This is a genomic window from Pseudomonas sp. JV245A, from assembly GCF_032424515.1.
GTDB lineage: Bacteria > Pseudomonadota > Gammaproteobacteria > Pseudomonadales > Pseudomonadaceae > Aquipseudomonas > Aquipseudomonas protegens.
Window position 1 is genome coordinate 1 of record NZ_VYKE01000049.1, and the last position, 23,030, is coordinate 23,030.

The 23,030-nt window shown below is 65.5% G+C and carries 23 protein-coding genes and 1 pseudogene; 14 read left to right on the forward strand and 10 right to left on the reverse strand.

Going from position 1 to position 23,030, the window contains the following annotated elements; all coding sequences use genetic code 11:
• Window positions 1–1,062: ferredoxin reductase family protein (locus F6S12_RS15480; RefSeq protein ID WP_315869053.1), on the forward strand; the 1,062-nt coding region annotated here is incomplete at its 5' end.
• Here F6S12_RS15480 and F6S12_RS15485 read toward each other — a convergent pair.
• Window positions 1,063–2,601 carry an MFS transporter gene (locus F6S12_RS15485; protein ID WP_011061205.1) on the reverse strand — a complete coding sequence of 513 codons (1,539 nt, stop codon included), beginning with the start codon at window positions 2,599–2,601 and terminating at the stop codon, window positions 1,063–1,065. It abuts the gene before it with no gap.
• A 128-nt stretch (window positions 2,602–2,729) separates the two neighbouring features.
• Between F6S12_RS15485 and F6S12_RS15490 the strand changes: the two genes are divergently transcribed.
• The 4 genes from F6S12_RS15490 (at window position 2,730) to F6S12_RS15505 (ending at window position 8,135) form a co-directional block, all read left to right on the forward strand.
• Window positions 2,730–3,638, forward strand: coding sequence for a LysR family transcriptional regulator (locus F6S12_RS15490; protein WP_015635546.1), 909 nt, complete (start codon window positions 2,730–2,732; stop codon window positions 3,636–3,638).
• A gap of 292 nt (window positions 3,639–3,930) precedes the next feature.
• Window positions 3,931–5,412, forward strand: coding sequence for an APC family permease (locus F6S12_RS15495; protein ID WP_011061203.1), 1,482 nt, complete (start codon window positions 3,931–3,933; stop codon window positions 5,410–5,412).
• Window positions 5,413–5,511: 99 nt separating this feature from the next.
• Window positions 5,512–6,708 (forward strand): iron-containing alcohol dehydrogenase, encoded by a 1,197-nt coding sequence (locus F6S12_RS15500; protein ID WP_053151554.1) that lies wholly within the window; start codon window positions 5,512–5,514, stop codon window positions 6,706–6,708.
• Window positions 6,705–8,135 (forward strand): aldehyde dehydrogenase family protein, encoded by a 1,431-nt coding sequence (locus tag F6S12_RS15505; RefSeq protein ID WP_053151551.1) that lies wholly within the window; start codon window positions 6,705–6,707, stop codon window positions 8,133–8,135. The genes F6S12_RS15500 and F6S12_RS15505 overlap by 4 nt, the downstream gene beginning before the upstream one ends.
• Before the next feature lie 9 nt (window positions 8,136–8,144).
• On the opposite strand, the gene F6S12_RS15510 is transcribed toward F6S12_RS15505, so the two are convergent.
• Window positions 8,145–9,041: a LysR family transcriptional regulator gene (locus tag F6S12_RS15510; protein ID WP_011061200.1), complete on the reverse strand. Its 897-nt coding sequence runs from the start codon at window positions 9,039–9,041 to the stop codon at window positions 8,145–8,147.
• A gap of 144 nt (window positions 9,042–9,185) precedes the next feature.
• On the opposite strand from F6S12_RS15510, the gene F6S12_RS15515 reads away from it, so the two are divergent.
• The gene (locus tag F6S12_RS15515; protein WP_011061199.1) at window positions 9,186–9,737 is read left to right on the forward strand and encodes a GNAT family N-acetyltransferase; all 552 of its coding nucleotides are present in this window, start codon (window positions 9,186–9,188) and stop codon (window positions 9,735–9,737) included.
• On the opposite strand, the gene F6S12_RS15520 is transcribed toward F6S12_RS15515, so the two are convergent.
• The gene (locus tag F6S12_RS15520; RefSeq protein WP_011061198.1) at window positions 9,730–10,650 is read right to left on the reverse strand and encodes a carbon-nitrogen hydrolase family protein; all 921 of its coding nucleotides are present in this window, start codon (window positions 10,648–10,650) and stop codon (window positions 9,730–9,732) included. The two genes, F6S12_RS15515 and F6S12_RS15520, sit on opposite strands and share 8 nt — an antisense overlap.
• Window positions 10,651–10,734: 84 nt before the next feature.
• Between F6S12_RS15520 and F6S12_RS15525 the strand changes: the two genes are divergently transcribed.
• Window positions 10,735–11,670, forward strand: coding sequence for a LysR family transcriptional regulator (locus F6S12_RS15525; RefSeq protein ID WP_041118107.1), 936 nt, complete (start codon window positions 10,735–10,737; stop codon window positions 11,668–11,670).
• Here the strand turns inward: F6S12_RS15525 and F6S12_RS15530 are convergent.
• On the reverse strand, window positions 11,642–11,896 hold the full coding sequence (locus F6S12_RS15530) for a hypothetical protein (protein WP_011061196.1): 255 nt from the start codon (window positions 11,894–11,896) through the stop codon (window positions 11,642–11,644). The two genes, F6S12_RS15525 and F6S12_RS15530, sit on opposite strands and share 29 nt — an antisense overlap.
• A 197-nt stretch (window positions 11,897–12,093) precedes the next feature.
• Here F6S12_RS15530 and F6S12_RS15535 point away from each other — a divergent pair, with 197 nt between their 5' ends.
• Window positions 12,094–12,414 (forward strand): YqjD family protein, encoded by a 321-nt coding sequence (locus F6S12_RS15535; protein WP_011061195.1) that lies wholly within the window; start codon window positions 12,094–12,096, stop codon window positions 12,412–12,414.
• Between the two features lie 58 nt (window positions 12,415–12,472).
• Here the strand turns inward: F6S12_RS15535 and F6S12_RS15540 are convergent, their stop codons facing one another.
• On the reverse strand, window positions 12,473–13,510 hold the full coding sequence (locus tag F6S12_RS15540; RefSeq protein ID WP_011061194.1) for an Ldh family oxidoreductase: 1,038 nt from the start codon (window positions 13,508–13,510) through the stop codon (window positions 12,473–12,475).
• Window positions 13,511–13,711: 201 nt separating this feature from the next.
• Window positions 13,712–13,981, reverse strand: a complete 270-nt coding sequence (locus F6S12_RS15545) for a PepSY domain-containing protein (protein ID WP_011061193.1) — start codon at window positions 13,979–13,981, stop codon at window positions 13,712–13,714.
• A 151-nt stretch (window positions 13,982–14,132) separates the two neighbouring features.
• On the opposite strand from F6S12_RS15545, the gene F6S12_RS15550 reads away from it, so the two are divergent.
• On the forward strand, window positions 14,133–15,146 hold the full coding sequence (locus tag F6S12_RS15550; protein WP_077934087.1) for a FecR family protein: 1,014 nt from the start codon (window positions 14,133–14,135) through the stop codon (window positions 15,144–15,146).
• 50 nt (window positions 15,147–15,196) lie between these two features.
• Here the strand turns inward: F6S12_RS15550 and F6S12_RS15555 are convergent, their stop codons facing one another.
• Window positions 15,197–17,530, reverse strand: coding sequence for an acylase (locus F6S12_RS15555; RefSeq protein ID WP_207239164.1), 2,334 nt, complete (start codon window positions 17,528–17,530; stop codon window positions 15,197–15,199).
• Window positions 17,531–17,826: 296 nt separating this feature from the next.
• Between F6S12_RS15555 and F6S12_RS15560 the strand changes: the two genes are divergently transcribed.
• Window positions 17,827–18,207, forward strand: coding sequence for a hypothetical protein (locus tag F6S12_RS15560; RefSeq protein ID WP_011061190.1), 381 nt, complete (start codon window positions 17,827–17,829; stop codon window positions 18,205–18,207).
• Window positions 18,208–18,224: 17 nt separating this feature from the next.
• Here F6S12_RS15560 and F6S12_RS15565 read toward each other — a convergent pair whose 3' ends face one another.
• Complete coding sequence (locus F6S12_RS15565) at window positions 18,225–18,413, reverse strand: hypothetical protein (protein ID WP_015635538.1); 189 nt, start codon at window positions 18,411–18,413, stop codon at window positions 18,225–18,227.
• A 171-nt stretch (window positions 18,414–18,584) separates the two neighbouring features.
• On the opposite strand from F6S12_RS15565, the gene F6S12_RS15570 reads away from it, so the two are divergent.
• Window positions 18,585–18,713 (forward strand): hypothetical protein, encoded by a 129-nt coding sequence (locus F6S12_RS15570; protein WP_011061188.1) that lies wholly within the window; start codon window positions 18,585–18,587, stop codon window positions 18,711–18,713.
• 94 nt (window positions 18,714–18,807) lie between these two features.
• Here the strand turns inward: F6S12_RS15570 and F6S12_RS15575 are convergent, their stop codons facing one another.
• Window positions 18,808–19,722 carry a LysR family transcriptional regulator gene (locus F6S12_RS15575; RefSeq protein ID WP_315869054.1) on the reverse strand — a complete coding sequence of 305 codons (915 nt, stop codon included), beginning with the start codon at window positions 19,720–19,722 and terminating at the stop codon, window positions 18,808–18,810.
• Between the two features lie 118 nt (window positions 19,723–19,840).
• Here F6S12_RS15575 and F6S12_RS15580 point away from each other — a divergent pair, with 118 nt between their 5' ends.
• Window positions 19,841–20,836, forward strand: coding sequence for an aldo/keto reductase (locus F6S12_RS15580; protein ID WP_011061186.1), 996 nt, complete (start codon window positions 19,841–19,843; stop codon window positions 20,834–20,836).
• A gap of 44 nt (window positions 20,837–20,880) precedes the next feature.
• Here F6S12_RS15580 and F6S12_RS15585 read toward each other — a convergent pair whose 3' ends face one another.
• Window positions 20,881–21,414, reverse strand: a complete 534-nt coding sequence (locus F6S12_RS15585) for a hypothetical protein (protein ID WP_015635535.1) — start codon at window positions 21,412–21,414, stop codon at window positions 20,881–20,883.
• Window positions 21,415–21,460: 46 nt separating this feature from the next.
• On the opposite strand from F6S12_RS15585, the gene F6S12_RS15590 reads away from it, so the two are divergent.
• Both F6S12_RS15590 and F6S12_RS33815 read left to right on the forward strand, forming a co-directional pair.
• Window positions 21,461–21,805 (forward strand): hypothetical protein, encoded by a 345-nt coding sequence (locus tag F6S12_RS15590; protein ID WP_194238161.1) that lies wholly within the window; start codon window positions 21,461–21,463, stop codon window positions 21,803–21,805.
• A gap of 114 nt (window positions 21,806–21,919) precedes the next feature.
• Window positions 21,920–22,993 (forward strand): annotated as a pseudogene (locus F6S12_RS33815) (cache domain-containing protein); the annotation flags it as partial.
• Window positions 22,994–23,030 lie beyond the last annotated feature (37 nt).

Genomic DNA, 23,030 nt, shown 5'->3' on the forward strand with positions numbered 1-23,030 from the left:
CTTGACCGGGTCTACGAGGCGCACAAGTGGCTGGGCATCTGGGCCCTGGCATTCGCCAGCTACCACCTGGTGTTCAAGGCCAACCTGGATGAATGGAACAGCGTGCCGATTCTCGAACTGTCCAAATACTGGACGCGCCTGGTCCGCCAGCTGAGCTACGTGGCCCTGGGCCTGATCGTGCTGCTGGCACTGAACCGCAACATTCCCTACAGCCAGTGGCGCTGGTGGCACAAGCTCTCCGGCCCGCTGTTCCTGATCGTCATCCTGCACTGGCTGAGCTTCAAATCGCCCATCACCCTGGATTCGCCCTCGGGTATCTGGCTGGCTCTGCTCTGCGTCCTCGGCGTGCTCGGCGCCCTGTACAAGCTGCTGCTCTACCCCCTGGTGGCCAAGGCCGGCGAATACCAGGTGACGGCGGTCCGGGTGGAGAAGAACTCCCTGCACCTGGAGCTGATTCCCCAGGGCCGGGGCTTTCCTTTCAAGGCCGGGCAGTTCGCCTTCCTCTCGATGCAGGAAAAAGGCCTGCGCGAACCCCATCCGTTCACCATCGCCAGCGCCCAGGCCCATGACGGGCGCATCGAATTCGTGATCCGCGCCCTGGGGGACTACACCCAACGCCTGCGCCGCCAGGTCAAGGTCGGCATGCGTGCGGACATCTACGCGCCCTATGGGCGTTTCAAGCGGCCGCAGGCGGCTGCCCGGGAAATCTGGATCGGCGGTGGCGTGGGCATCTCGCCATTTATTTCCTGGCTGCAGGATGAAGCTGCCGGGCAGTTCGACAAGGCCACCCTGGTGTACTGCTACAACCCGTCCCGGGCCTTCCCCAGTGTCGACACCCTGCAGGGCATGGCCCAGGCCCGGGGAGTGAACTTCGTGGCCAACTGCGGCGGCACCGAGCCCCTGGCCCAGACCCTCAAGCGCACCGCGGCCGAAACCGATCCGCAGCAGATCCAGGTCAGCTTCTGCGGGCCCAAGGGCTTGCTGGGCCAGGTCCGGGAACTGATGAGCGAGTGCCGGATTCCCCAAGGCAACCTGCACTACGAATTCTTCGAGTTCCGCTGATCAAGCCGCTGGCGGTCCTGGCTGGCGCGGCTCACGCAGCGTCACCCAGACCACCAGCGCCGCCAACAGGGTCATCAGGGTCAGCACCTGCAACAACTGGCTGAAGGCCTGCCCGTACAGGGCCAGCAACCCCTCCCGGCCCAGCGCCGGCAAGGCCGCAAGAGTACCGGGCAGGTCACCCCCGGCCAGTTGCCGGGCAGCCCCCATCAACGTCTCGGCGGGCAGCGCCTGATCCGCCAGGGCGTGCTGCAGCAGCCCCGCCAGCAGCGCCACCACCAGGGCCAGGGCAATGCCCTCGCCGGCCACCCGGGTGGTGCTGAAGATGCCGCTGGCCATGCCCGCGCGCTCCTTGGGCACCACGCTCACCGACAAGCCGTCCATCAGCCCCCAGGGCAGCCCGCTGCCGAGGCCGATCAGCAGCAGCGGCCAGATCCGATCGGCCGGCGCCTGGCCCGCAGCGATCCGGCTCAGCCACCACAGCCCGGCGGCAGCCAGCAACAGGCCCAGGCTCGACAGGTTGCCGGCGCTGCACCAGCGGCTGAGCCAGCCCGCGGCGAACGGCACCACCAGCATCGGCGCCGACAGGGCAAGCATCAGCAGCCCGGCATCGATGGCGCTGTAGCCTTCGACGCCGATAAAGCGGATCGGCAACAGGATCAGCAGCACCACGTAGCAATAGCAGGTGGCGATGGGCAGCACCTGCACCCCGACAAAACGCGGATAGCGAAACAGCGACAGATCCAGCATCGGCCGCGCTGCACGCCGCTCGACGACGATGAATAGCCACAGTGCCAGCAGCGCCCCCGCCAGCAACAGCAGAACCCAAGGGCTGCTCCAGCCGTTTTGCGGGGCCTGCAGGATGCCCCAGGTCAGCAGCACCAGCGCCAGGGTGAAACTCAGGGTGCCCGGCCAGTCCACGCCCTGGGCGTCGGGGTCGCGGGACTCTTGCATGCGCGGCACGCCAAAGGCCAGGGACAGGCCGCCGATCAGCGCCCCGGAGACAAAGATCCCGCGCCAGCCGGCCTGTTCCACCAGGACCCCGGCGAGGATCGGGCCAAACGCCAGGCCGACACCAAAGGTGGTGCCCAGCAGGCTGAAGGCACGGGTTCGCGCCGGCCCGTCGAAGGCCTGGGCCAGGGCCGCCGAACCACCGGCCAGGGCGGCGGCACCGGCCAGCCCCTGGACCCCGCGCAGGAGGTTCAGCCACAGCAGCGACGGTACGAACACCAGGGCCAGGGAGCTCAGGCCGAACAGCGCCACGCCGAGGCTGAACAGGCGCTTGCGGCCAAATTCGTCGGCCAGGGTGCCGGCGGCCATCAGCACGCTGCCAAAAGTCAGCATGAAGGCATTGGTGGTCCAGCTCAGGGCCAGCGGGCTGCCCCCCAGTTCATGGCCGATGGCCGGGGTCGCCACCGCTACCCCGACAAAGGTCAGGGGCAGCATCAGGGCCGCCAGGCACACCGCGGCCAGCACGCCATGGGCGGACTGCCGGCGACTTTGGGCGGCCTGCCCCAAGGGTAATTCGAGTTCGGGATTCACACGGACCTCTCAAGCCCTGGCAACCAGGGGTGGGCTACGAAAAATCCATGGTAGGTATGCCGCAATCACTGAAAAACAGGGCATTCTTCCGCTCTTTACGGACAAAATCGCTGCAATCGAGGTGAACGATGGACAACCTAAACGGCTTGCAGGTGTTTGTCAGCGTGGTCCAGAGCGGTAGCCTGGTGGGCGCCGGCGAGCGCCTGGGGCTGTCTGCCTCGGCGGTGGGCAAGGCCCTGGCGCGCCTGGAGCAGCGCCTTGGCGTGCGCCTGCTGAACCGCAGCACCCGGCGCATCAGCCTGACCGATGAAGGCGCGCTGTTCTATGAGCGCGGCCAGCGCATCGTCGCCGAAGTCCAGGAGGCCGAGGCCGAACTGGCGCGGATCAGCGACAAGCCCCGGGGCCGGCTGCGGGTCAGCCTGCCGGCCATCGGCTATCGGATGCTGCTGCCGATCCTCCCGGAGTTTTCCGCGCGCTACCCGGATATCGAACTGGACCTGGACTTCAACGACCGGCTGATCGACGTGATCGCCGAAGGCGTGGACGCGGTGATCCGCAGTGGCGAGCTGCCGGACTCGCAACTCAAGTCCAGGAACCTGGGGCCCTTCGGCTTCGTGCTGGTCGGCGCCCCCGGTTACTTCGCCCGGCGCGGCACCCCGCGCACGCCCCGGGACCTGGAGCAGCACGCCTGCCTGCGCTACAAGTTCCCCGGCGGCAGCTTGCTGCAGCAATGGAGCCTGCGCCTGCCCGACGGAGCCCCGCCGCTGGTGCTGGGCAGTGCCCTGACCAGCAACAACCTGGAATCGCTGATCCACGCCGCCACCCAGGGCCTGGGCATCGCCTACGTGCCCGAGTTCGTGGTCTGCGGGGCCCTGGCCGATGGCAGCCTGGTCGCGGTGCTGGACGACTACCAGCAAGAGCGCGGCAAGTTCTCCATCCTCTGGCCCAGCAGCCGTCACCTGCTGCCCAAGCTGCGGGTGTTCGTCGACTTTCTCGGTGAACGGCTGGAGCTGGGCAAGCACCACGCTTCCCGCTGATATCCCCTCGATGCCTGGCGCTGGCCGGGCAGTCGCCGGCCCCTGCAAAACATCAGCAAATGCAGATGCCAGCTTACCAATCCATGTATTCATCTTGATGTTTGCCCGCCGTAAGCTCGTCCTGGCCTGCTGCTGCAGGCCAGGCAATGTCGGTACGCCAAAAACAACAGCTAAAGGCCATCCCAATAACAATCTGATCTGCCGACTCCAGGAACCGCTATGTCAACTACCCCATCACGCCGCCCTTGCGTCGGCCTGCATCGTGGCGCCCGCCCCTTGAACGAGGTGCGCCATGACTGACTTCCTGCCCGCTCCGGGCACCGATGAACACTTGCTGCACCACCAGGGCTATCGCCAGGAGCTGCACCGCGGCCTGTCCCTGTGGTCGTCGTTCTCCGTGGGCTTTGCCACGGTCTCGCCAGTGGTGGGGATCTATTCGGTGATGGCCCTGGGCGCCATGAGCACCGGCCCGTCCTGGGTCTGGATCGTGCCCCTGTGCCTGGCCCTGCAGATGCTGGTGGCGCTGGTCTATGCCGAACTCGCCTCGCAGTACCCCCTGGCCGGCGGTTGCTATCAATGGGTCAAGCGCCTGGCTGGAGACCGCTGGGCCTGGTTCACCGGCTTCATGTACCTGGCCTCGGCCCTGGCTTCCCTGACCACCGTGGCCTACCTGGGCGGGTTCTGGCTGTGGCTGTTCGTCACCGGCACGCCGCCTTCGGCCAATGCCCAGGTGGCCAGCGGCGCCGTGCTGCTGGCGTTGGGGCTGGGGGTCAACCTGTTGGGGATCAACCCGCTGAAGTACTTCGTCAACGCCGGGATCATCGCCGAAGCCATCGCCTCCATCGGCATCGGCGTGCTGTTGCTGCTGTTCTTTCGCAACCACTCCTGGTCGCTGCTGCTGGAAGGCCTGGGCAACAGCGTCAGCGGCGATGGCACCTACCTGAGCGGCTTCGTCACCGCCATGGCAGTGGGCGGCTGGGCCTTTCTCGGCTTCGATGCCTGCTCCCAGGTGTCCGAGGAAACCGCCGATGCCCGTACCTCCACGCCGCGGGCCATCCTGCGCTCGATGCTGCTGGTGGGGCTGACGGTGATGCTCACCGCCTTTGCCGTGACCCTGTCGTTCACCGACACCGCGGGCCTGGTGGCCGGCCAGGTGGTGGACCCGGTCACCCCGGCGGTGGTGGATGCCTTTGGCGCCTGGGCCGAGCGGCCCTTCGTCGGCGTGGTGCTGGTGGCGTTCATTGCCTGCGTGGTCTCGGTACAGACCTATATCGGCCGCGCGGTATTCGGCATGGCCCGGGACTCGATCCTGCCCGCCTCGGCGTTCCTGCGCCGGGTGGATGGGCGCAAGGTGCCCTTCGCCGCCATGCTCCTTTGCACCCTGTTCGCCAGTTTCGGCCTGGCCCTGGGCCTGAACGCCACGGCCGTGGGCACCCTGATCGCCTTCGGCAGCGGGGGCTTCTTCATGGTGTTCCTGATTGTGATCGGTTGCGCCCTGGTCCATCGCCTGCGTGGCCGCTGGCGGCCCGACGCCGGGGTCTTCAACCTCGGCCGCTGGGGCCTGCCGGTGAACCTCGCGGCCTTTGTCTGGCTGCTGTTCGAGAGCGTCAACGTGGCCTGGCCGCGGGAATCCCTGGCGCCGCCCGGAGCGCCCTGGTTCCAGGTCTGGGCAGTGGTGCTGGTGTTCTCGACCCTGGCCGTGCTGGGCCTGATCTACATGGTCCTGGCCAAGCCCTACCTGCGCCGCGACAGCAGCGCATCCGACCGCGGCTGAATCCTCATGCGCTGTCAGCGACAGCGCATTCCCTCCCCGCTACTGGCCCGGCGCCTGCTGCGCCGGCCGCTTCACGCCTGATGTTTCTGGAGACCATCGATGCCCCCGTCCATCCATTACTGGAATTACCCCACCGAGATCTTCTGCGGCGCCGAGGCCCTGCACGGCCTGGCCCAGCGCTGCGCCCTGCTGGGCATGGCCAGGCCCTTGCTGGTCACCGACCCGGGCATGCTCGAACTGGAACCCTTTGGCCTGTTGACCGCGCACCTGGAGCAGAGCCGCCAGGGCTTTGCGGTATTTGCCGAGTTGGCCAGCAACCCGAGCCTGGACGATGTGCAGCGCGGCGTCCAAGCCTTCAGGGCCGGCGGCCACGACTCGCTGATCGCCCTGGGCGGCGGCAGCGCCATGGACGCCGCCAAGGGCATCGCCCTGGCCGCCGTGGACCCGCAAGGGCTGCAGCGTTTCGAGTGGTCCCGGGTGATCGAGCATTACCCGAGCCTCAGTGACTTTCCGCGCCTGGGCCTGCCGCCCCTGATCGCCCTGCCCACCACTGCCGGCACCGGCTCCGAACTGGGCCGCGAAGCGGTACTGACCGACAGCCAGCAGCAGGTCAAGCGGGTCATCAGCCACCCCGAACTGCTGCCCGCCTGCGTGATCCTCGACCCGCTGCTGACCCGCGGCCTGCCGCCCGCGCTGACCGCCGCCACCGGCATGGATGCCCTGACCCACCATATCGAGGCGTTCTGCTCGCCGCTGTACCACCCGATGTCCAGCGCGATTGCCGTGGAAGGCATGCGCCTGGTGCAGCAGCACCTGCGCCGGGCAGTGAGCCACGGCCAGGACCTGGACGCCCGGGAAGGCATGCTGGTGGCCTCGGCGATGGCTGCGGTGGCCTTCCAGAAGGGCCTGGGGGGCGTCCACGCCCTGGCCCACCCGCTGGGCGCCCGCTATCACCGTCACCATGGCCTGCTCAATGCCGTCCTCCTGCCCTATGTGCTGGTGGCCAACCAGCCGGTGATTGCCGAGGAGATCGGGCGCCTGGCCCGTTACCTGGACTTGCCCCGGGGGGATTTCCAGGGGTTCCTGGACTGGATCCTGGCCCTGCGCGCCGAGCTGGGCATCCCCCACTGCCTGGCGGATATCGGCCTGGACAGCCATGAAGCCGAGTGGGTCGGGGCCCAGGCCCTGGCGGATATTTCGTCCTCCGACACCAATGCCCGACCGCTGAGCGCCGCCGACTACAGCCAGATCTTCCGCAACGCCGTGCACGGCGTCCTGCCAGGAGCCCGCCCATGAAACCGGCCCTGTTTATCGACGGCCACTGGGTCGATGGCGACGGCGCGCCGATGCCGGTGCATGACCCGTCCCTGGGCCAAATCATGGCCCAGGTACCGGCGGCCAGCGCCCATCAGGTGAACCTGGCGGTGCAGGCCGCGCGCCGGGCCCTGCCCGGGTGGCGCAGCCTCAGCGGCGCCCGGCGTGCCGAGTACCTGCAAGGCTTCGCCCGGCACCTGCAGCAACGCCGCGAAGGGCTGATCGCCCTGCAGATGCGCAATAACGGCAAGCCGCGGCACGAAGCCGAACTGGACCTGGACGACGCCATCGCCACCTTCGACTACTACGCCGGCCTCGCTGCCCAGCTGGACGCCCGCCAGGATCAACCGGTGCCCTTGCAGGCTCCGGGCTTCAGTGCCCACTGCAGGTTCGAGGCCCTGGGCGTTGTGGGGCTGATCGTGCCCTGGAACTTCCCCCTGGTCACCAGTGCCTGGAAGCTGGCCCCGGCCCTGGCCGCGGGCTGCACGTTGGTGCTCAAGCCTTCGGAAGTGACGCCCCTGATCGAGCAGGTCTACGGCGAAATCGCCGACGCCCTGGGCTTGCCGGCGGGCGTGTTGAACCTGGTGGCCGGCGCCGGCGAAACCGGCGCAGCCCTGAGCCAGCATCCGGGGCTGGACAAGCTGTCGTTCACCGGCAGCACTGCCACCGGCCAGCGAGTGATGGCCAGCTCCGCCGCCTTCTGCCGGCCACTGACGCTGGAGCTGGGGGGCAAGTCGCCGATCCTGGTATTCGCCGACGCCGACCTGGACCAGGCAGTGCACTGGATCATCGGCGGCTTTTGCTGGAACGCCGGGCAGATGTGCTCGGCCACCTCGCGGCTGCTGGTCCACGAGTCGATTGCCGATGCTTTGCTGCAGCGGTTGCGCAGTGCCCTGCTGGCCCTGCGGGTCGGCAACCCCCTGGAGCAGGAAGTGGACATGGGCCCCCTGAGTTGCCAGGCCCAGTGGCGCACGGTGTGCACCTACCTGGAACAGGCCAGGAGCGAGGGCCTGGAATGCCTGGTGGGCGGCCATGCCCTGCCCGGGCCGGGCTGGTTCGTGGCGCCCACGGTGTACACCGATGTGCCCACCAGCAGCAGGTTGTGGCAAGAGGAGATCTTCGGCCCGGTGCTGTGCATGCGCCGTTTCAGTGACGAAGCACAGGCCCTGGCCCTGGCCAACGACAGCGCATTCGGCCTGGTGGCCACTGTGATCAGCGCCGATCTGCAGCGCGCCGAACGGGTCGCCGCCGCCCTGGACGTGGGCCACGTGTGGATCAATTCACTGCAGGCGGTGTTCGTCGAAACCTCCTGGGGCGGCACCAAGGGCAGCGGCATCGGGCGGGAACTGGGCCCCTGGGGGCTGGCTGCCTATCAGTCGATCAAGCACCTGACCCGCTGCCTGGGCTGAAGCGCAGGATCAGCCGCCATGCTCTGCCAGCAGGTCGGCGATGAAGGCCTTCAGCGCTTCGCCACGGGCATGCCCGGCGTGGGTGATCATGCTGTGCTGCACCTCGTAGCGCAGCGTCTCGGGGTGCAGCACGCGCATCTGCCCGGCCGCGACCCAGGGCTGGGCATAGTGGCTGGGCAGGTAGCCCAGGTGGGTGCCCGCCAGTACCCCGTGGACCACCGCCTCCATGTGGTAGGCGGTGGCCGAGGCGCGCTGGGGCGTTACCGGCAGCACCTGGCTGGCGGGCAGGAAACCGTGCTTGATCCAGTCACAGGCCTTGATGTGCGCAAGCTCTGGCTCCAGGACAGGAAACAGCGGGTGCGAGGCGCCGCAGAACAGGGCGATTTCCTCGGCGTACAGTGGCTGATAGTCGAGGGTCGGCAGGCTGCGGCTGAAATAGGAAATGGCCAGGTCCAACTGGCCGTCGATCACCGCCCGCTCAAGCTCGGTGGGCGAATTGATGAACACATGCAGGTGCAGGTCGTGCTCGCGGCGATAGAAGCGCGCGATGGCCGCGTCGATGCGTGCCGCGGGCAAGGTGGCGATGTTGTCCGCCAGCCCCAGGTACAGATCCCCCACCAAACGCCCGGACAACTCCTGGGCCTCGCTCTTGAACGCCTCCACCGCGCCGAACAGCGCCTGGGCCGCCGCCAGGATCCGCTGGCCCTTCTCGGTCAGGCGAAAGCCGCCCTTGCCGCGCTCGCACAGCCGATAGCCGAGGCGTTTTTCCAGGCTGGAGATGTGCATGCTGATATTGGACTGGCTCATGTTCAGTTCGGCCTGGGCCGCGGTGAAACCGCCGCACTTGACCACTACGGAGAAAATCCGCAGCAGGCGCAGGTCCATGTCGGTGACGTTTCTAAGCACAGGGGGTTTCCAGGAGTCGCGGGGCTGAACCAGGGGGCTATTCAACGGCAGCGCCCGGGCCGCGTCAAATCCATCGCGGCTTGCGTGATCGATGACATTGCAGGGACTATGCAACGCCTCCTTGCCACCTTGGATCGCTTGCCAATGGACTCACACCCCACGCCCGCGCTGTGCACCGAACGCTTGCTGCTGCGCCCCCTGGAACTGGCGGACGCCGACGCCATCCAGCAGCTATTCCCCCAGTGGGAGGTGGTGCGCTACCTCAACGCCCTGGTGCCCTGGCCCTACCCGGCCGACGGCGCCCTGAGCTTCCTGCGGGACATGGCGCTGCCGGCGATGGCCCGGGGCACGGAATGGCACTGGACGCTGCGCCTGCGCAGCAACCCCGGGCAGATGATCGGCAGCATCAGCCTGATGGACGAAGCCGACAACAACCGCGGCTTCTGGCTGGCCCCGCCGTGGCAGGGCCAGGGCTACATGAGCGAGGCCTGCAAGGTGGTGGACCACTATTGGTTCGAGGTACTGCAACGGCCCTTGATGCGGGTGCCCAAGGCCGCGCCGAACCAGGGCTCGCGGCGGATTTCCGAACGCGCGGGCATGCGCCTGATCCGCTCCGAGGACGGTGAGTTCGTCAGTGGGCGATTCCCCGTGGACATCTGGGAAATCACCCGCGAGCAATGGCGCCGGCTCAGGTAAAGCGCACCCCTGGACGGGGGCGCTGGTCCACCGTCAGTTCGAACACGTCCGGGCGAGCGTAGTGGCCGACCACGTCGTAGTCATAGCGCGCCCGCACCAGGTCGGCGGTATCGATCTGCGCGCTGATCAGCCCGGCCCGGCCCACCAGGGGGCCGGCCAGTACGTCCCCCATGGGCCCGACGATCACGCTGCCGCCGGCAATCAACGGCCGTTGGGCCGGCCAGTTGGCAATCTCCAGCCCCAGCTCTTCGGGCGAGGCCTGCACCTGACAGGCGCTGACCACGAAGCAGCGCCCCTCGTGAGCGATATGGCGCATGCTCACCTGCCACATTTCCCGCTCGTCCACCGTGGGCGCACACCAGACTTCGATGCCCTGGGCGTACATCGCGGTACGCAGCAGCGGCATCATGTTTTCCCAGCAGATCACCGCGCCCACCCGGCCGACCTGGGTGTCCAGCACCGGCAGGGTCGAGCCGTCGCCCTTGCCCCAGATCAAGCGTTCGGTCCCAGTGGGCATCAGCTTGCGGTGCTTGCCCGAAAGCCCCTGCTGCGGGTCGAAATACAGCGCCGTGCAGTACAGGGTGCTGCCACTGCGCTCGATGACACCCAGCACCAGGTTGGCTCCGGTACGGGCGGACAGCGCGGCCAGGGCATCGGTTTCCACCCCGGGGACCTCGATGGCATTGGCGAAGTAGCGGGCAAAGGCCTCGCGGCCCTCCGGCAGGCGATAGCCCAGCTGGGTGCCGAAGCCTTCGCCCTTGGGGTAGCCCCCCAGCAGCGCTTCGGGCATCACCACCAACTGCGCGCCGGCTTCGATGATGGCGGCCTCGTACGAGAGGATCTGTTCCAGGGTGGCGGCCTTGCCTTCAGGCAAGGCCCCGATCTGCAGGGCAGCGACAACGGACTTGGGCATGGGATGACTCCTTGAGCAATCAGGTGTTGCCCATTCTGCTGCGGCCCCTGATCATCGATAAACCCCACTCCAGTGCTTAATGATATGAACCAGATGAATATCGCCAGTGTCGACCTCAACCTGCTCAAGGCTTTCGAGGCGCTGCATGACGAGTCCAGCGCCAGCCGCGCCGCCTTGCGCCTGGGGGTGACCCAGTCGGCCATGAGCGCTGCCCTGCGCCGGCTGCGCGAGCTGTATGGCGACCCGCTGTTCGTGCGTACCGGGCGCGGGCTGGCGCCGACCCTCAAGGCCAATCAGTTGAAGCCCGTGGTCAGCGAAGCCTTGAACAAATGCCGCCAGAGCCTGGCCATGGTCGCCCCCGACACCGCCGACTATCAGGGCCGCTCGGTAACGCTGGGGCTGTCGGATGATTTCGAGATTGCCTATGGCCGGCAGATGATCGAGGCCGTGGCCCGGCGGGCGCCGAAGCTGCGGCTGATCTTTCGCCAGAGCCACAGCCAGATCGTCGCCGAGGCGCTGTTGCAGCGCAGCGTTGACCTGGCAATCAGTGCCGGCGGCTTTGCCGAACGCCTGCTCAGCCGCCAGGTGCTGGGGGAAGGCCATTACCTGTGCCTGGCAGACCCGGCCAGCCTGGCCCCCGGGCAACAGCAGATCAGTCTTGAGGAGTTTGTCGCACGGGAACACCTGCTGGTGTCGTCCCAGGGGTTTATCGGGATTACCGATGAAGGCTTGGCCAACCTGGGGCTGAGCCGCCAGGTGTGCGCCTCGACCACGCACTTTGCCGCCTTGCCCTTTCTGCTCAAGGGCAGCCAGGCGGTGGCGACCATTCCGGCCCATGCCGCCCGGCGCATCGCCGAATTCACCGGGCTGCAGTTGCTGCCCTGCCCCCTGGCCCTGCCGCGCTACCCGATCGAGCTGGGCTGGCGCACCAGCCCGCAGACCGACCCGCTGCTGGTGAAGGTACGCGAGGCGATTGTCGAGAGTTTTGCCCTTACTTGTTCGCCGCCATCAGGCGATTGACTTCACTGCGCACCATGTTCGAGTACTCCGGCGGCGACATGCCGTCGAGCTCGGCGCGGACCCACTCGGCCCACTTGCCCTTGCGCTTGCCACGCTCGCCGAACAGCCGCGCGGCCTCGCCCTTGGCCTTGCCCAGGTTGCTCTGCCACAGGTCGAACAGACGGGACTTCTCGTCCTCGATGGCGGCGCGCTCGGCCAGGGTCTTGTTAGCCAGATTGAAACTCATGGGAAATTCCTGCTGCGTAAAATAGGCGCCATCTTACACTGTAGGGGCTACGGGTTTTACCCCGGGGTCGCCAACGGGGCGTAAAACAACTGCAACTTTTGCCCCCGCGCCAGACTCCATTGCTTGCTACCCATTCACCTGTAGCCGCTGGCGGATGTGTTGTGCACCAGCGGCGATATTTCCAAGGAAAAAACTTCATGGCTCGTAAATCTGCCGCGCAAGCGGAAAACGATCAAATCAAGGACCAGGCCTTCAGCGAACTGCAGGCGCTGATCGAAGAATCGGAAAAGCTGCTCAAGGGCAGCGCCAGCCTGGTCGGCGAAGAAGGTGAGAGCCTGCGCCAGCAAGTCAGCCTCAAGCTCAAGCAGGCGCTGGATTCGGTCAGCAATGTGCGCGAGCGCAGCAAGCCGGTGGTGGATGCCACCGAGCAGTACATCGGTGGCCACCCGTGGCAGACCGTGGCCATCTCCGCCGGTTTCGGCCTGGTGGTAGGCCTGTTGCTGGGCCGTCGTTCCTAAGCCCCCGCGCAACGTTGAGGCCAGGTACGCCAATGGCGGCCTGGCCTTTTTCATGCCTTCAGTCCTGGGCCAGCGCCCGCAATTGCTGCAGCTGCTCGGCGGGAATGGCGATGCCCGCGTGCTGCGAACGCTCGCGCTGCTGATGCCGGCGATCCCCCGGCAGGCGCTTGAGCCCCACCGCATGCATCTGCCGCACCAGCTCCTGGCTGCGCTCGGCAAAACTCTGCCCGGCAGCCTTGCTCGGGTCGATGACGATCAGCAACTGGCCAGTCCAGGGCGTCTTGGCCCCCGGGTGGCCGGACCAGTCGAATTCGAAGGAAAAGTTGCCCCCGGTCAGGGCTGCCGCCAGCAGCTCCACCATCATCGACAGAGCCGAGCCCTTGTGCCCGCCAAACGGCAGCAAGGCGCCACCTTCAAGAATCGCCCTGGGGTCCTGGGTCGGCTGGCCCAGGCTGTCGACACCGATGCCCGGCGGCAGGCGCTCGCCCTTGCGCGCGGCGATCTGCACGTCGCCATGGGCAATGGCGCTGGTGGCCAGATCGAAGACGATCGGCTGGCCCTGCGCCTGGGGTGCGGCGAAGGCGATCGGGTTGGTGCCGAATAATGGCCTGTCGGCGCCGTGAGGCACGACGCAGGTCATGCTGTTGACCACGCTCAGGGCCACCAATCCTTCCTCGGCGAAGGGTTCGACATCCGGCCAGAGTGCGGCGAAGTGGTGCGAATTGCGGATAGCCAGCACGGCGATACCGGCGCTGCGGGCCTTGCTCACCAGCAGCTCGCGGGCGGCAGCCAGGGCCGGCTGGGCAAAGCCGTTGCCGGCGTCGACCCGGACAAAGGCCGCCGCCACATCCTCCACCACCGGCACGGCCTGGCCGTCGACCCAGCCACTGGCCAGGGTCGAGACATAACCGGGAATGCGGAACACGCCATGGCTGTGGGCTCCGTCGCGCTCGGCGCCGGCACAGTTCTCGGCCAGGCAACGGGCCACTTCGGCGCGGCAGCCGTGGCGTTGGAAAATCGTTTCCAGCAACTGCACCAGGGCCGGTAAAGAAAGGTATTGGGGCGGTGTTTCAACAACCACGGACGATGCAGACATCTGAAGCTCCAGAGTAATTATTGGAGGGGGCGACAGCGTGTGAACCTGGCGATTAAACAACGCCGCACTCCAACCCTGTCAACCACTGCCGGCGCCTTGCAGGGAAGGTGCCAGGATGGCCGGAACAACCATCCCCCTGGAGCAAGAAAAAGCCCCCTGTGCGCTGCCGTGGCAAGGCACAGGGGGCTGTTTCAGCCTGGCTCAGTCCTTCTGGTCGCGCAGCACATTGCCCGAGGCGCCGTCGATGCGAAACTCATAGACACTGCCATCGGACTTGCGCCCTTCGCCTTCCCAATAGCCATCGTTGTCCGCTTCGATCTTGTAGATCTCCACGTAGCCGGCTTTGGTCTTTGCGGTTTCAATGGCTTTTTCAATGGTGATCCAACCGGCCCCCGGACGGTCGGCCAGGGCCGCTCCAGCGCCCAGCAGGCTGGCGGTGGCAAGCAATGCGGCAAGCGTCTTCTTCAACATGGTCCATCTCCTTGTGTATTCACTTTCGATACAGAGCCTGGTTTTAGGGCGTGCCAGATGAAAATAAGTTCACTTTGATGCTCATTAGCCATGACGGTTGTTCTCCAAGACTTGCCGCGGAGGGTAGAATGCGGGAAATCAGGAAGAGTCAATGAGCGAACAGATCCTCTCAGAAGCCGAATACGACGCCATCACCCAAGCGGCAGCCCAATGGTGCATGCGCCTGCATGAACCCGACTGCAGCGACGCGGAGCGTCTGGCCTTTCAGCAATGGCATGATGCCGACCCCCTGCACGCCTTCGAATACGAGGCGATGCGGGAAATATGGGAAGTGGCCGATCAACTGCCCCCCTCCACCCTCACTGCCGCACCAGCCTCCGCACCGGTCAAGCTCGTTCCCCGGCGCACCTGGCAGCAGTATGGCGTGGCGGCGGCCATCGCCCTGTGCGCCCTGCCCCTGGCCGCCTACAGCGGCTGGGAACTGGGTTGGGTGCCGTCCTCCTACCAGCGATTCGAAGCCGGCGACAGCCTGCGCAGCGTGACCCTGGCCGATGGCAGCCAGGTGCAACTGAACCTGGGCAGCACCCTGACCTACAGCAACTACAAGGACCAGCGCCGGGTCACCCTGAAAAAAGGCGAAGCCTTCTTCAAGGTCAGCCACGACGCCAGCCACCCGTTCGTGGTCAAGGCCGCCAATGGCCAGGTCAAGGTCACCGGCACCCAGTTCAATGTGTGGATGTACGAGGACCAGGTGCGGGTCACCCTGCTCCAGGGCTCGGTCCTGGTGAGCAGCAACACCGCCCTGCCCGGCGAAGGTTTCCGCCTGGAGCCGGGCATGCAGGCCAGCTACAAGGCCGGCGACTACCAGCCGCAGATCAGCCAGACCTACAGCAACGACAGCTCCCTGGCCTGGCGCGAAGGCAAGCTGGTGCTGGACAACCTGGCCCTCACCGACGCCCTGCCGCTGATCAACCGCTACCTGGACACTCCGGTGCAGGTCGCCGACGCCAACACCGGCAAGATCCGCGTCGGCGGCATCTACAACACCCGGGAAATCAAGAGCCTGCTGACCTCGCTGCCCAAGGTGCTGCCGGTCTACCTGACGCGCAATCGCGATGGCAACCCGGTAATCAACTCACTGCCCCAGTCCCCGCCAAAAAGCTGAAGGCCGCCCCGTTGCCGGGGCGGCCTCCTCTTGATGCTCACGCTCAATCGTTACTGGCGCGCCAGTACCGCCCCCTTGCGCGGCTCTTCGATCACCTGCAACTGATACTGGCCATCGGCACGGATCTGCGCTTCGGTAAAGGGCAGCACGCTCCACTGGTTGCGGGCGAATGCAGCGGTCTGGTCGCGAAAATGCGCTGAGGCCGGGTCACTGGACAGGGAGAACGCCAGCAGCCCCAGGGCGCGCGGCCCCTGCTCGTCGAAGCTGACCACGTTCAGGTAGCTGGTACCGCTGACCACTTCACGCTTGCCATCGGCCGCCGGCACGCTCTGGATGGCGTTGTACACCCCCAGGCTTTCAGGGCCGCCGGGCACCGGGGTCGGCTGGCCGCCCTGGCTGACCTGCTGGATATCGCCCCAACGAACGTCACTCCCCAGCCCGGCCTCGGCGACCTGCTGCGCCGAAGCCAGCATCGACTCGCGCAGTGCCCGGGCCACCGCTGGCCGGCCAATGGCCAGGCCCCGTGGGGTGTGCTGGGGATCTTTCGGGTCAAAGGCCACGCGCCACACGCTGGGGTCCTGCAACAGCGGCTGCATGATGCCCTGGAAGTGCACGAAGCCCAGGCCGGCCTGCAACCCCGCGCTGCGGTCCCAGGCTTTCAGGCTGGCGCACACCGGCCCCAGGCGCTGGGCATCCGCCCCCAGGTCCTGCTCACAGAACTGCAGCAGATCGGGCATCACCTGGCCGGCCAGGTACACCTGATCGTCCGTGACCAGGTGCTGCAGGTCACTGACCTGGGCCTTGTGCATCCGGCTCAGGCGATCCAGAGCAAAGCGCGCGCGCATCTTCAGCGGCACGTCCTGCTCGCTGATCACCGGCGAAAAGCCTTGCAGCGGCGCCGCCGGGTTGACCATCCAGGCCGAATCGTTGGAATGCTGCAAGTAGTCGTTGCGCGCCAGTTGCGGCAACTGGCTGGCGGCGAAGATCCCCGGTTGCGCCGCTGCCGGGTCGATATCCCAGGCGCAGGCACTGCGCGAGCCATCCAGAACGATGACCCGGGTGCCGGCCCGCGGATCACTGCACTGCGCCAGCTTGGCCTGGGTGACGTTGGGCACCACCGACTGGTTCATGTACAGCGCCCGGCCCTGGTCGTCCACCGCCAGGGTGTTGACCCAGGGAATGCCCTGCAACTGGTGCACGCTGTCTTGCAGGCCGGCCACGCTGCTGGCCTGGTTCATCGCGTACCACTGGGCCAGCACCCGGCTGTTGTCCAGGTTGGCGTCGCGCAGGCTGTAGGCATATTGATGATCCCAGTCCAGTTCCCCCGGCCACTGCACGATCGGGCCGAAGACCGAGCTGTAGAGCGTGCGCGTGCGCGGCTGCAACTGGCCGTCCGGGCCCTTGCTCTGCACGGTCAGGGTCTGGCGCTCCAGGGGTAGCGAACGGCCGTCCAGCAGGTAGCGGGTCGGGTCCTTGGGGTCCAGTTGCAAGCGGTACAGGGTGAAGTGCTTGGAGGCGTCCACGGTGTGGGTCCAGGCCAGGTGCTGGTTGAAGCCGATATTGATCAGCGGCAGGCCGGGCAAGGCCGCGCCCATCACATCCAGTTGCCCGGGAATGGTCAGGTGCATCTGGTAGAAGCGCATGCCGCCGACCCAGGGGAAATGCGGGTTGGCCAGCAGCAGCCCACGGCCGTTGAACGAACGCTCGCTACCGATGGCCACCGCGTTGCTGCCACGGTCCAGGGCGAAACGCTGCTGGCGTGCCGCCGCCAGTTGCCAGTGCTCGGCCGGCAGCCCGGCCTGGGCCGTGGCTCCAGGTGGCGTGGCCCCGGCCAGGGCCTCGGCGAACTGCCCGGCACCGCCTTCCACCAACAGGCGTCGGGTCAGTTTCACCAGGTCCGAGGTGGCCAGCGGCCGTACCCAGTCACCCCGGCATTGCTCGGGCAGGCCCTGGGCCTGGCGCTCCGCCAGCTGGCGGTTGTAGCCCTCGACGTAACCCTGCATGCGCTCGCGCATCGCCGGGGTCTGGGCCTGCCAGAAGGCCGCAACGGCCTGGGGAGTGTTGAGCCAACTGAAGAACAGGTCGCTGCTGAGGTTGTCGCGCTGTTCCAGGGTCTGGCCCTCGGCGCCGAAGTATTGCGAGCGCTGGGCGTTGACCGTCAGCACCTCATTGGCCATCAGGCACAGGTTGTCCTGGGCGTAGGCGTAGCCGATGCCGTAGCCCAGGCCGCGCTCGTCGTCGGCACGGATGTGCGGCACACCAAAACTGGTGCGGCGAATCTCGGCGCGGGTCTGCTCGGGCTGCGCCAAGGCATGGGCGCCACCGCTGAAGCTTAGAAACAGGGCTGCAAGGCAAAAACTCGGTAACTGCCTGGAAATGATCACGCCGACTCCTGATGCAAAAATACAGAACCAGGACTGGTGTGCAGGAGCGGTTGGCAACGCCGCCAGTCTGGGAATCCAGCCGCGCACGGATCACCCGACGCCTGCCTGCCCATAAAGACGAAATGCTTGAAAAAAATTTAATCCGCAAAGGCCAAAAGCCCCGCCATCACATGTCAGCGACCTGATACCGACAAATTTTCTACATTCAGGACTTCATGATTTGCCGTGCTCGTTCGTCTAGTTACTAGAGCATCCATCATTCTTTTCCTGATCAGGCTCTGATAAGGAGTTTTTGCATGTACAACCCGCAACTGCCAATGGACGGCAACACCGTGAACAGCACGCCTTCCCTGAATGCCGGCGCCGGTGTCTTCGGCAAGAACGCCGAGCGCAACAGTAATGAACGAATCAAGCACCTGCTCAAAAGCTTCGGCCTGCGTACCAGCCTGATTCGCCTGAAAGTCATCGACGCCCTGCTCACCGCGGCCCAGAGCGACCGCTCCCTGGGGGTGCGCGGCATCCACAGCCAACTGCTGGAACTGGATATTCCCCTGTCCTTTCTCAGTGTGCGGGAGGTGCTCAAGCGGCTGTGCAGCGAGGGTGTACTGACCCTCAATGCAGACAAGAGCTACAGCCTGCACCAGCAGGCCGCAGCGGTGCTCGACGGTCTCTCCTGAGGCCGTCGAGCCCGGGCTCAGGGCTTGACCTTGCGGCGCATCACGCCGTTGATCACCACCACGACCACCGCCACGCCAATGGCGATGTACTGGAACAGCTTCTCGCTGATGATGCCGTTGTTCTGCAGGTAGGAAAGGCCAAGCATGATTCCCAGTACCACCAGGGAAATCAGAATCGAGTAGATCAAGCGTTGTTTCTGAGTCATTGCCGGGTCCTGAAGCTGAAATTGTATCTGCCGTGTATCAAGATCGATGCCAAGCACATACCCGGATTCGGGGATGAGCCGGGCAAATCGGGGTCACATGGTACAGGCGCGAAGGAGTTTTTTCTTCCTTGTCGTCCTGCCGTGTTCCCCGAGCCCTTTGAGGATTGATCCATGTTTCGTCGAATCACACTGCTGATTCCCCTGCTGGCCATGCTGACCCTGTCGGGCTGCATCATCATGCCCCACGATGGCGGGCACCACCGCTACTACGACGGCGGCCCGGGCTACTATCACCGCTGAGTCATCCGGACAGCCCATCGGCCCCATGAGCCGCCCGATCTCGCCACCAGCGCCCGCCTTGTCGCGGGCGTTTTGCTGTCTGGCGCCCGACCATTCAGGGGCAAGAAATGTGATTGCCCGGGCGGGCGAACAGCTCCACCAGCCAATCGATGAATACCCGCAGGCGGGTCGACAGGTGCCGCTGGGGCGGGTACAGCGCGGTCAGCGGCAATGCAGGCAGCGGGTAGTCCTCCAGCACCCGCTGCAGGGTCGTGTCCTGCAACTGCCGGGCAACGTGGTAGTACGGGGTCTGGATCAGCCCGTAGCCGGCTTCGCAGGCCGCCAGGTAGCCATCGGCGCTGTTCACCGCCACCCGCTTGGGCAACTGCACCGGCTGCAACTGGCCGGCGAAGAAGAATTCCAGGCCATAACGCTTGCCGCTGACATTGGAGAAATACTCCACCATCTGATGCCCTTGCAGCTCTTGCGGAGTACGGGGAACCCCCCGCTGGCGCAGGTACCCGGGGCTGGCACAGGTGACTTGCTGCAACTGCGCCAGCGGCCGCGCCACCAGGCTCTCGTCCAGGGCCGGGCCGCCGCGCAGCGCACAGTCCACGCCCTCGCGGATCAGGTCCACCGGGCGGTCATTGAGGCCGATCTCCAGTTCGATCTGCGGATAGCGCGCGGAAAACTCCGGCAGCGCCGGTATCACCAGCAACCGGCCGATGCCCACCGGCATATCGACACGCAACAGTCCACGGGGGTTATGCCGGGCCAGGGAGAACGCCGCCTCACTCTCCTCCAGGTCCGCCAGCAAGCGTACGCAACGCTGGTAATAGGCGGCTCCGTCCAGGGTCGGGCTGACCTGGCGGGTGGTGCGGTGCAACAACTGCACCCCCAGATGGGCCTCCAGTTGCTTGATCAGAATGGTCACCGAAGCCGGCGGCATCTGCAGACTGTCGGCAGCCTTGGCAAAGCCGCCCAGCTCGACGATACGGGTAAAGACGCGCATGGCGTTAAAACGATCCATGGAGCAAACCTGCCGATTATTTAGAATTCAATAATAGTGATAGCGCTTTTAGCCTGTTTATCGGTTTTTTGTCGAGTAGCACACTGCAGGCTCTTTCCCCTTACCGGAGCATTCATCGATGCGCACTCGACAACTGGGCCAGGACGGCCCGCAGGTTTCCGCCATTGGCCTGGGCTGCATGGGCATGAGCGATTTCTACACCACCGGCAACGATCCCCGGGAAGCCGTCGCCACCTTGCATCGGGCCCTGGAACTGGGCGTCAACCTGCTCGATACCGCCGACATCTACGGCCCCCACAGCAACGAAGAGCTGATCGGTCGGGCCATTCGCGGCAAGCGCGAACAGGTGTTCCTGGCCAGCAAGTTCGGCATTGTCCGCGACCCGGCCAACCCGGCGGCCCGCGGGGTCGACGGCCGGCCGGAATACATCCGCGCCGCCATCGACGGCAGCCTGCGGCGCCTGGGGGTGGACACCCTGGACCTGTACTACCAGCACCGGGTCGACCCGGACGTTGCTATCGAGGAAACCGTCGGCGCCATGGCCGAGCTGGTCCAGGCCGGCAAGGTGCGCTACCTGGGCCTGAGCGAAGCCTCGGCGGCAACCCTGGAGCGGGCGCACAAGGTGCATCCGATCAGCGCCCTGCAAAGTGAATATTCGCTATGGAGCCGGGATCAGGAAGACAACGGCTGCCTCGCCGCCTGCCAGCGCCTGGGCATCGCCTTCGTGCCCTACAGCCCGCTGGGCCGGGGGTTTCTCACCGGGGCCCTGAAAAGCCCGGAAGACTTCGCCGCCGACGACTACCGGCGTTTCAACCCACGTTTCCAGGGCGAAAACTTCCAGCACAACCTGCGCCTGGTGCAACAGGTGCAGCAGTTGGCGGCGGACAAGGGGGTGAGCAGCGGACAACTGGCCCTGGCCTGGGTGCTGGCCCAGGGCGATTACCTGATTCCGATTCCCGGAACCAAACAACGGCGGTATCTGGAAGAGAACGTGGCGGCGCTGGAGGTGAGGCTGAGCGCCGAGGAACTGGCGTCACTGGAGCAGATCTTCAGCCCGCAGACCACCGCCGGAACCCGGTATGCCGAAGAGGTAATGGGCTTGCTGGGGCGTTGAAGGCAGCTATGGCGCGCACCGGCAGGCAGTGCGCGCCATGGGGATCAGGCCTTGGTGGAGACGTTCTTGTCAGTCACCGTGGTGCCGTTGCCCTTGCCATAGTTCTGCAGCCCCTGAAGTACATAGATGGCTTTCTTGTACTCGGGGATCAGGTAGTTGGCGTACTTGTTGCCCTTGAGGTTGTTGTTCTGGATGTCATCGAGCTTCATGGCGAAATACTCGAGGGCATTGAACGGCTGATCGGGGTTCTTCGGAATCCCGAAACGGTCGAACTGATCGCCCGCGTTGATCAGGTTCAGCGCCGTGACATCGGAAATCAGGCCATTGTTCTTGAGAAAGGTACTCATGCCGCCCAGGGACTTGGCAGTGACGTTGGTCGGATCGAAACCCTTGATCTGCTTGTGCAGCTTCAACTGATCCATCTTGCGGATGTCGAGCACGGTAGGGTTCTGGCCTACCAGGCTGAGCATCTGCCGTACCTTGGCGCTTTGGGAAACCGGCTTGGACGAGCTGCCCGGGCTTTCCTGCACCAGCAGCCCAGCCTTGCTGGTCCATCCGCCGACGTATCCGATTGCCATGCTGTAACTCCTGTAGTCCGGCCTTCCAATCACCTTTTTCAGCACCATGAAACTTCTGACAAGGTGCCTGAACAAGGATGTAAGCCGTGTTGAAACATCTGAATGGGCGCAAGTATCAACGCCGTGGCAAGCACCAACAACGCTTTATTTCCTGAATTTACAATTTTTGTACAAACTCGACACAATTACCGCAAAGGCCCTGTTTAAAAGGCCCGGCAAGTTTTCCCGCACATCAAGGCGTCATCTTTTCATGCCTGGCCTTGCCCTTGACCGGGCGCCTTTGCCCTACCCCACCATCCCTGGGCGCAGTTTTTTTCCAGGGCATGCCTTTTTTTTGGACGATCGTACTAAAGAGCGGAAAAACCGCGCCGACATCCTGTGGATGCCCTGACAAGGCATCGCATTCCCGAATAATAAAAATCGCTTGGTAAGGACAGGTCCCATGCCCGCTTTGCGCACGATTCAAGCCCGCTACACGCTGTTTCTGGTCCTGTTCATTGTCTTGATGCTGATACTCACGGTGGTGGGCATCAGCCAACTGGTAGCGCCCAAGCTGCGTCATACCGAAGAACAGGTAGCCCTCAACCGCATCGCCGAAGTGGCGCAGCGCATCCAGGGCGAACTGAACAAGGTCCAGGCCCAGCAACGCAGCATCACCCAGACCATTCCCCTGCTCGACAGCGACAGCATCGACAAGGTCCTGCCGGGCCTGGTGGACCAGTATGGTGAACAGAAAGTCTTCGGCGGCGGCATCTGGCCCCTGCCCGGCCAGCGCACCCCGGGGCGCAACAAACACAGCACCTTCTGGCACCGTGACGCCTCCGGCAAGCTGGTGGTCAACACCTTCTGGAACAGCGACCCGGCGCCCAACTACTACGAGCAGCCCTGGTACCTGGGCGGCATGCAGACCGCCCCCGGCCAGTGCGCCTGGGCTGCAGCCTACAAGGACGATGCCAGCGCCGAGCCGCGCACCAACTGCGCCATGGCCATCCGCCGCGACGGCCAGCCCTGGGGCGTGGCCACCATCGACGTGACCCTGGGTTTCTTCAACGACCTGGTGGCGCGCCAGGAACAGGCACTCAAGGCCGAGATGCTGATCGTCGAAGCCGACGGCAAGATCATCAGCAACAGCTCGCGGATCAACGGCCCGATCGTGCTCAAGAACATCCGCGACCTGAGCCCCGGCTCCCCCTTCGCCGCCCAGGTCCAGGCCGCCCTGCAGCAACCTGACCAGGGGGCACGGCGCGTCGAGTTCGACAATGCCGGGGTGCCCAGCACCTTCTTCATGCGCGCCATCGAAGGCACGCCCTGGTTTCTCGCCAGCGCCCTGCCGACCCAGCTGATCACCGCCCAGCGCGACGACGTGCTGAGTACCCTGAGCCTGTTGCAGATCCCCATGGTGATCCTGCTGGTGTTGCTGCAGGTCTATGCGATCCGCCAACTGGTGCAGCGTATGAAGATCCTCAAGGGCAATATCGACGCCCTGGCCACCGGCGACGCCGACCTGACCCGGCGCATCGTGATCCGCGCCGAGGACGAACTGGGGGCCATCGGCCACTCGGTGAACCGCTTTATCCAGTACCTGCAACAGATGATCGGCGAGGTCACCCAGGCCA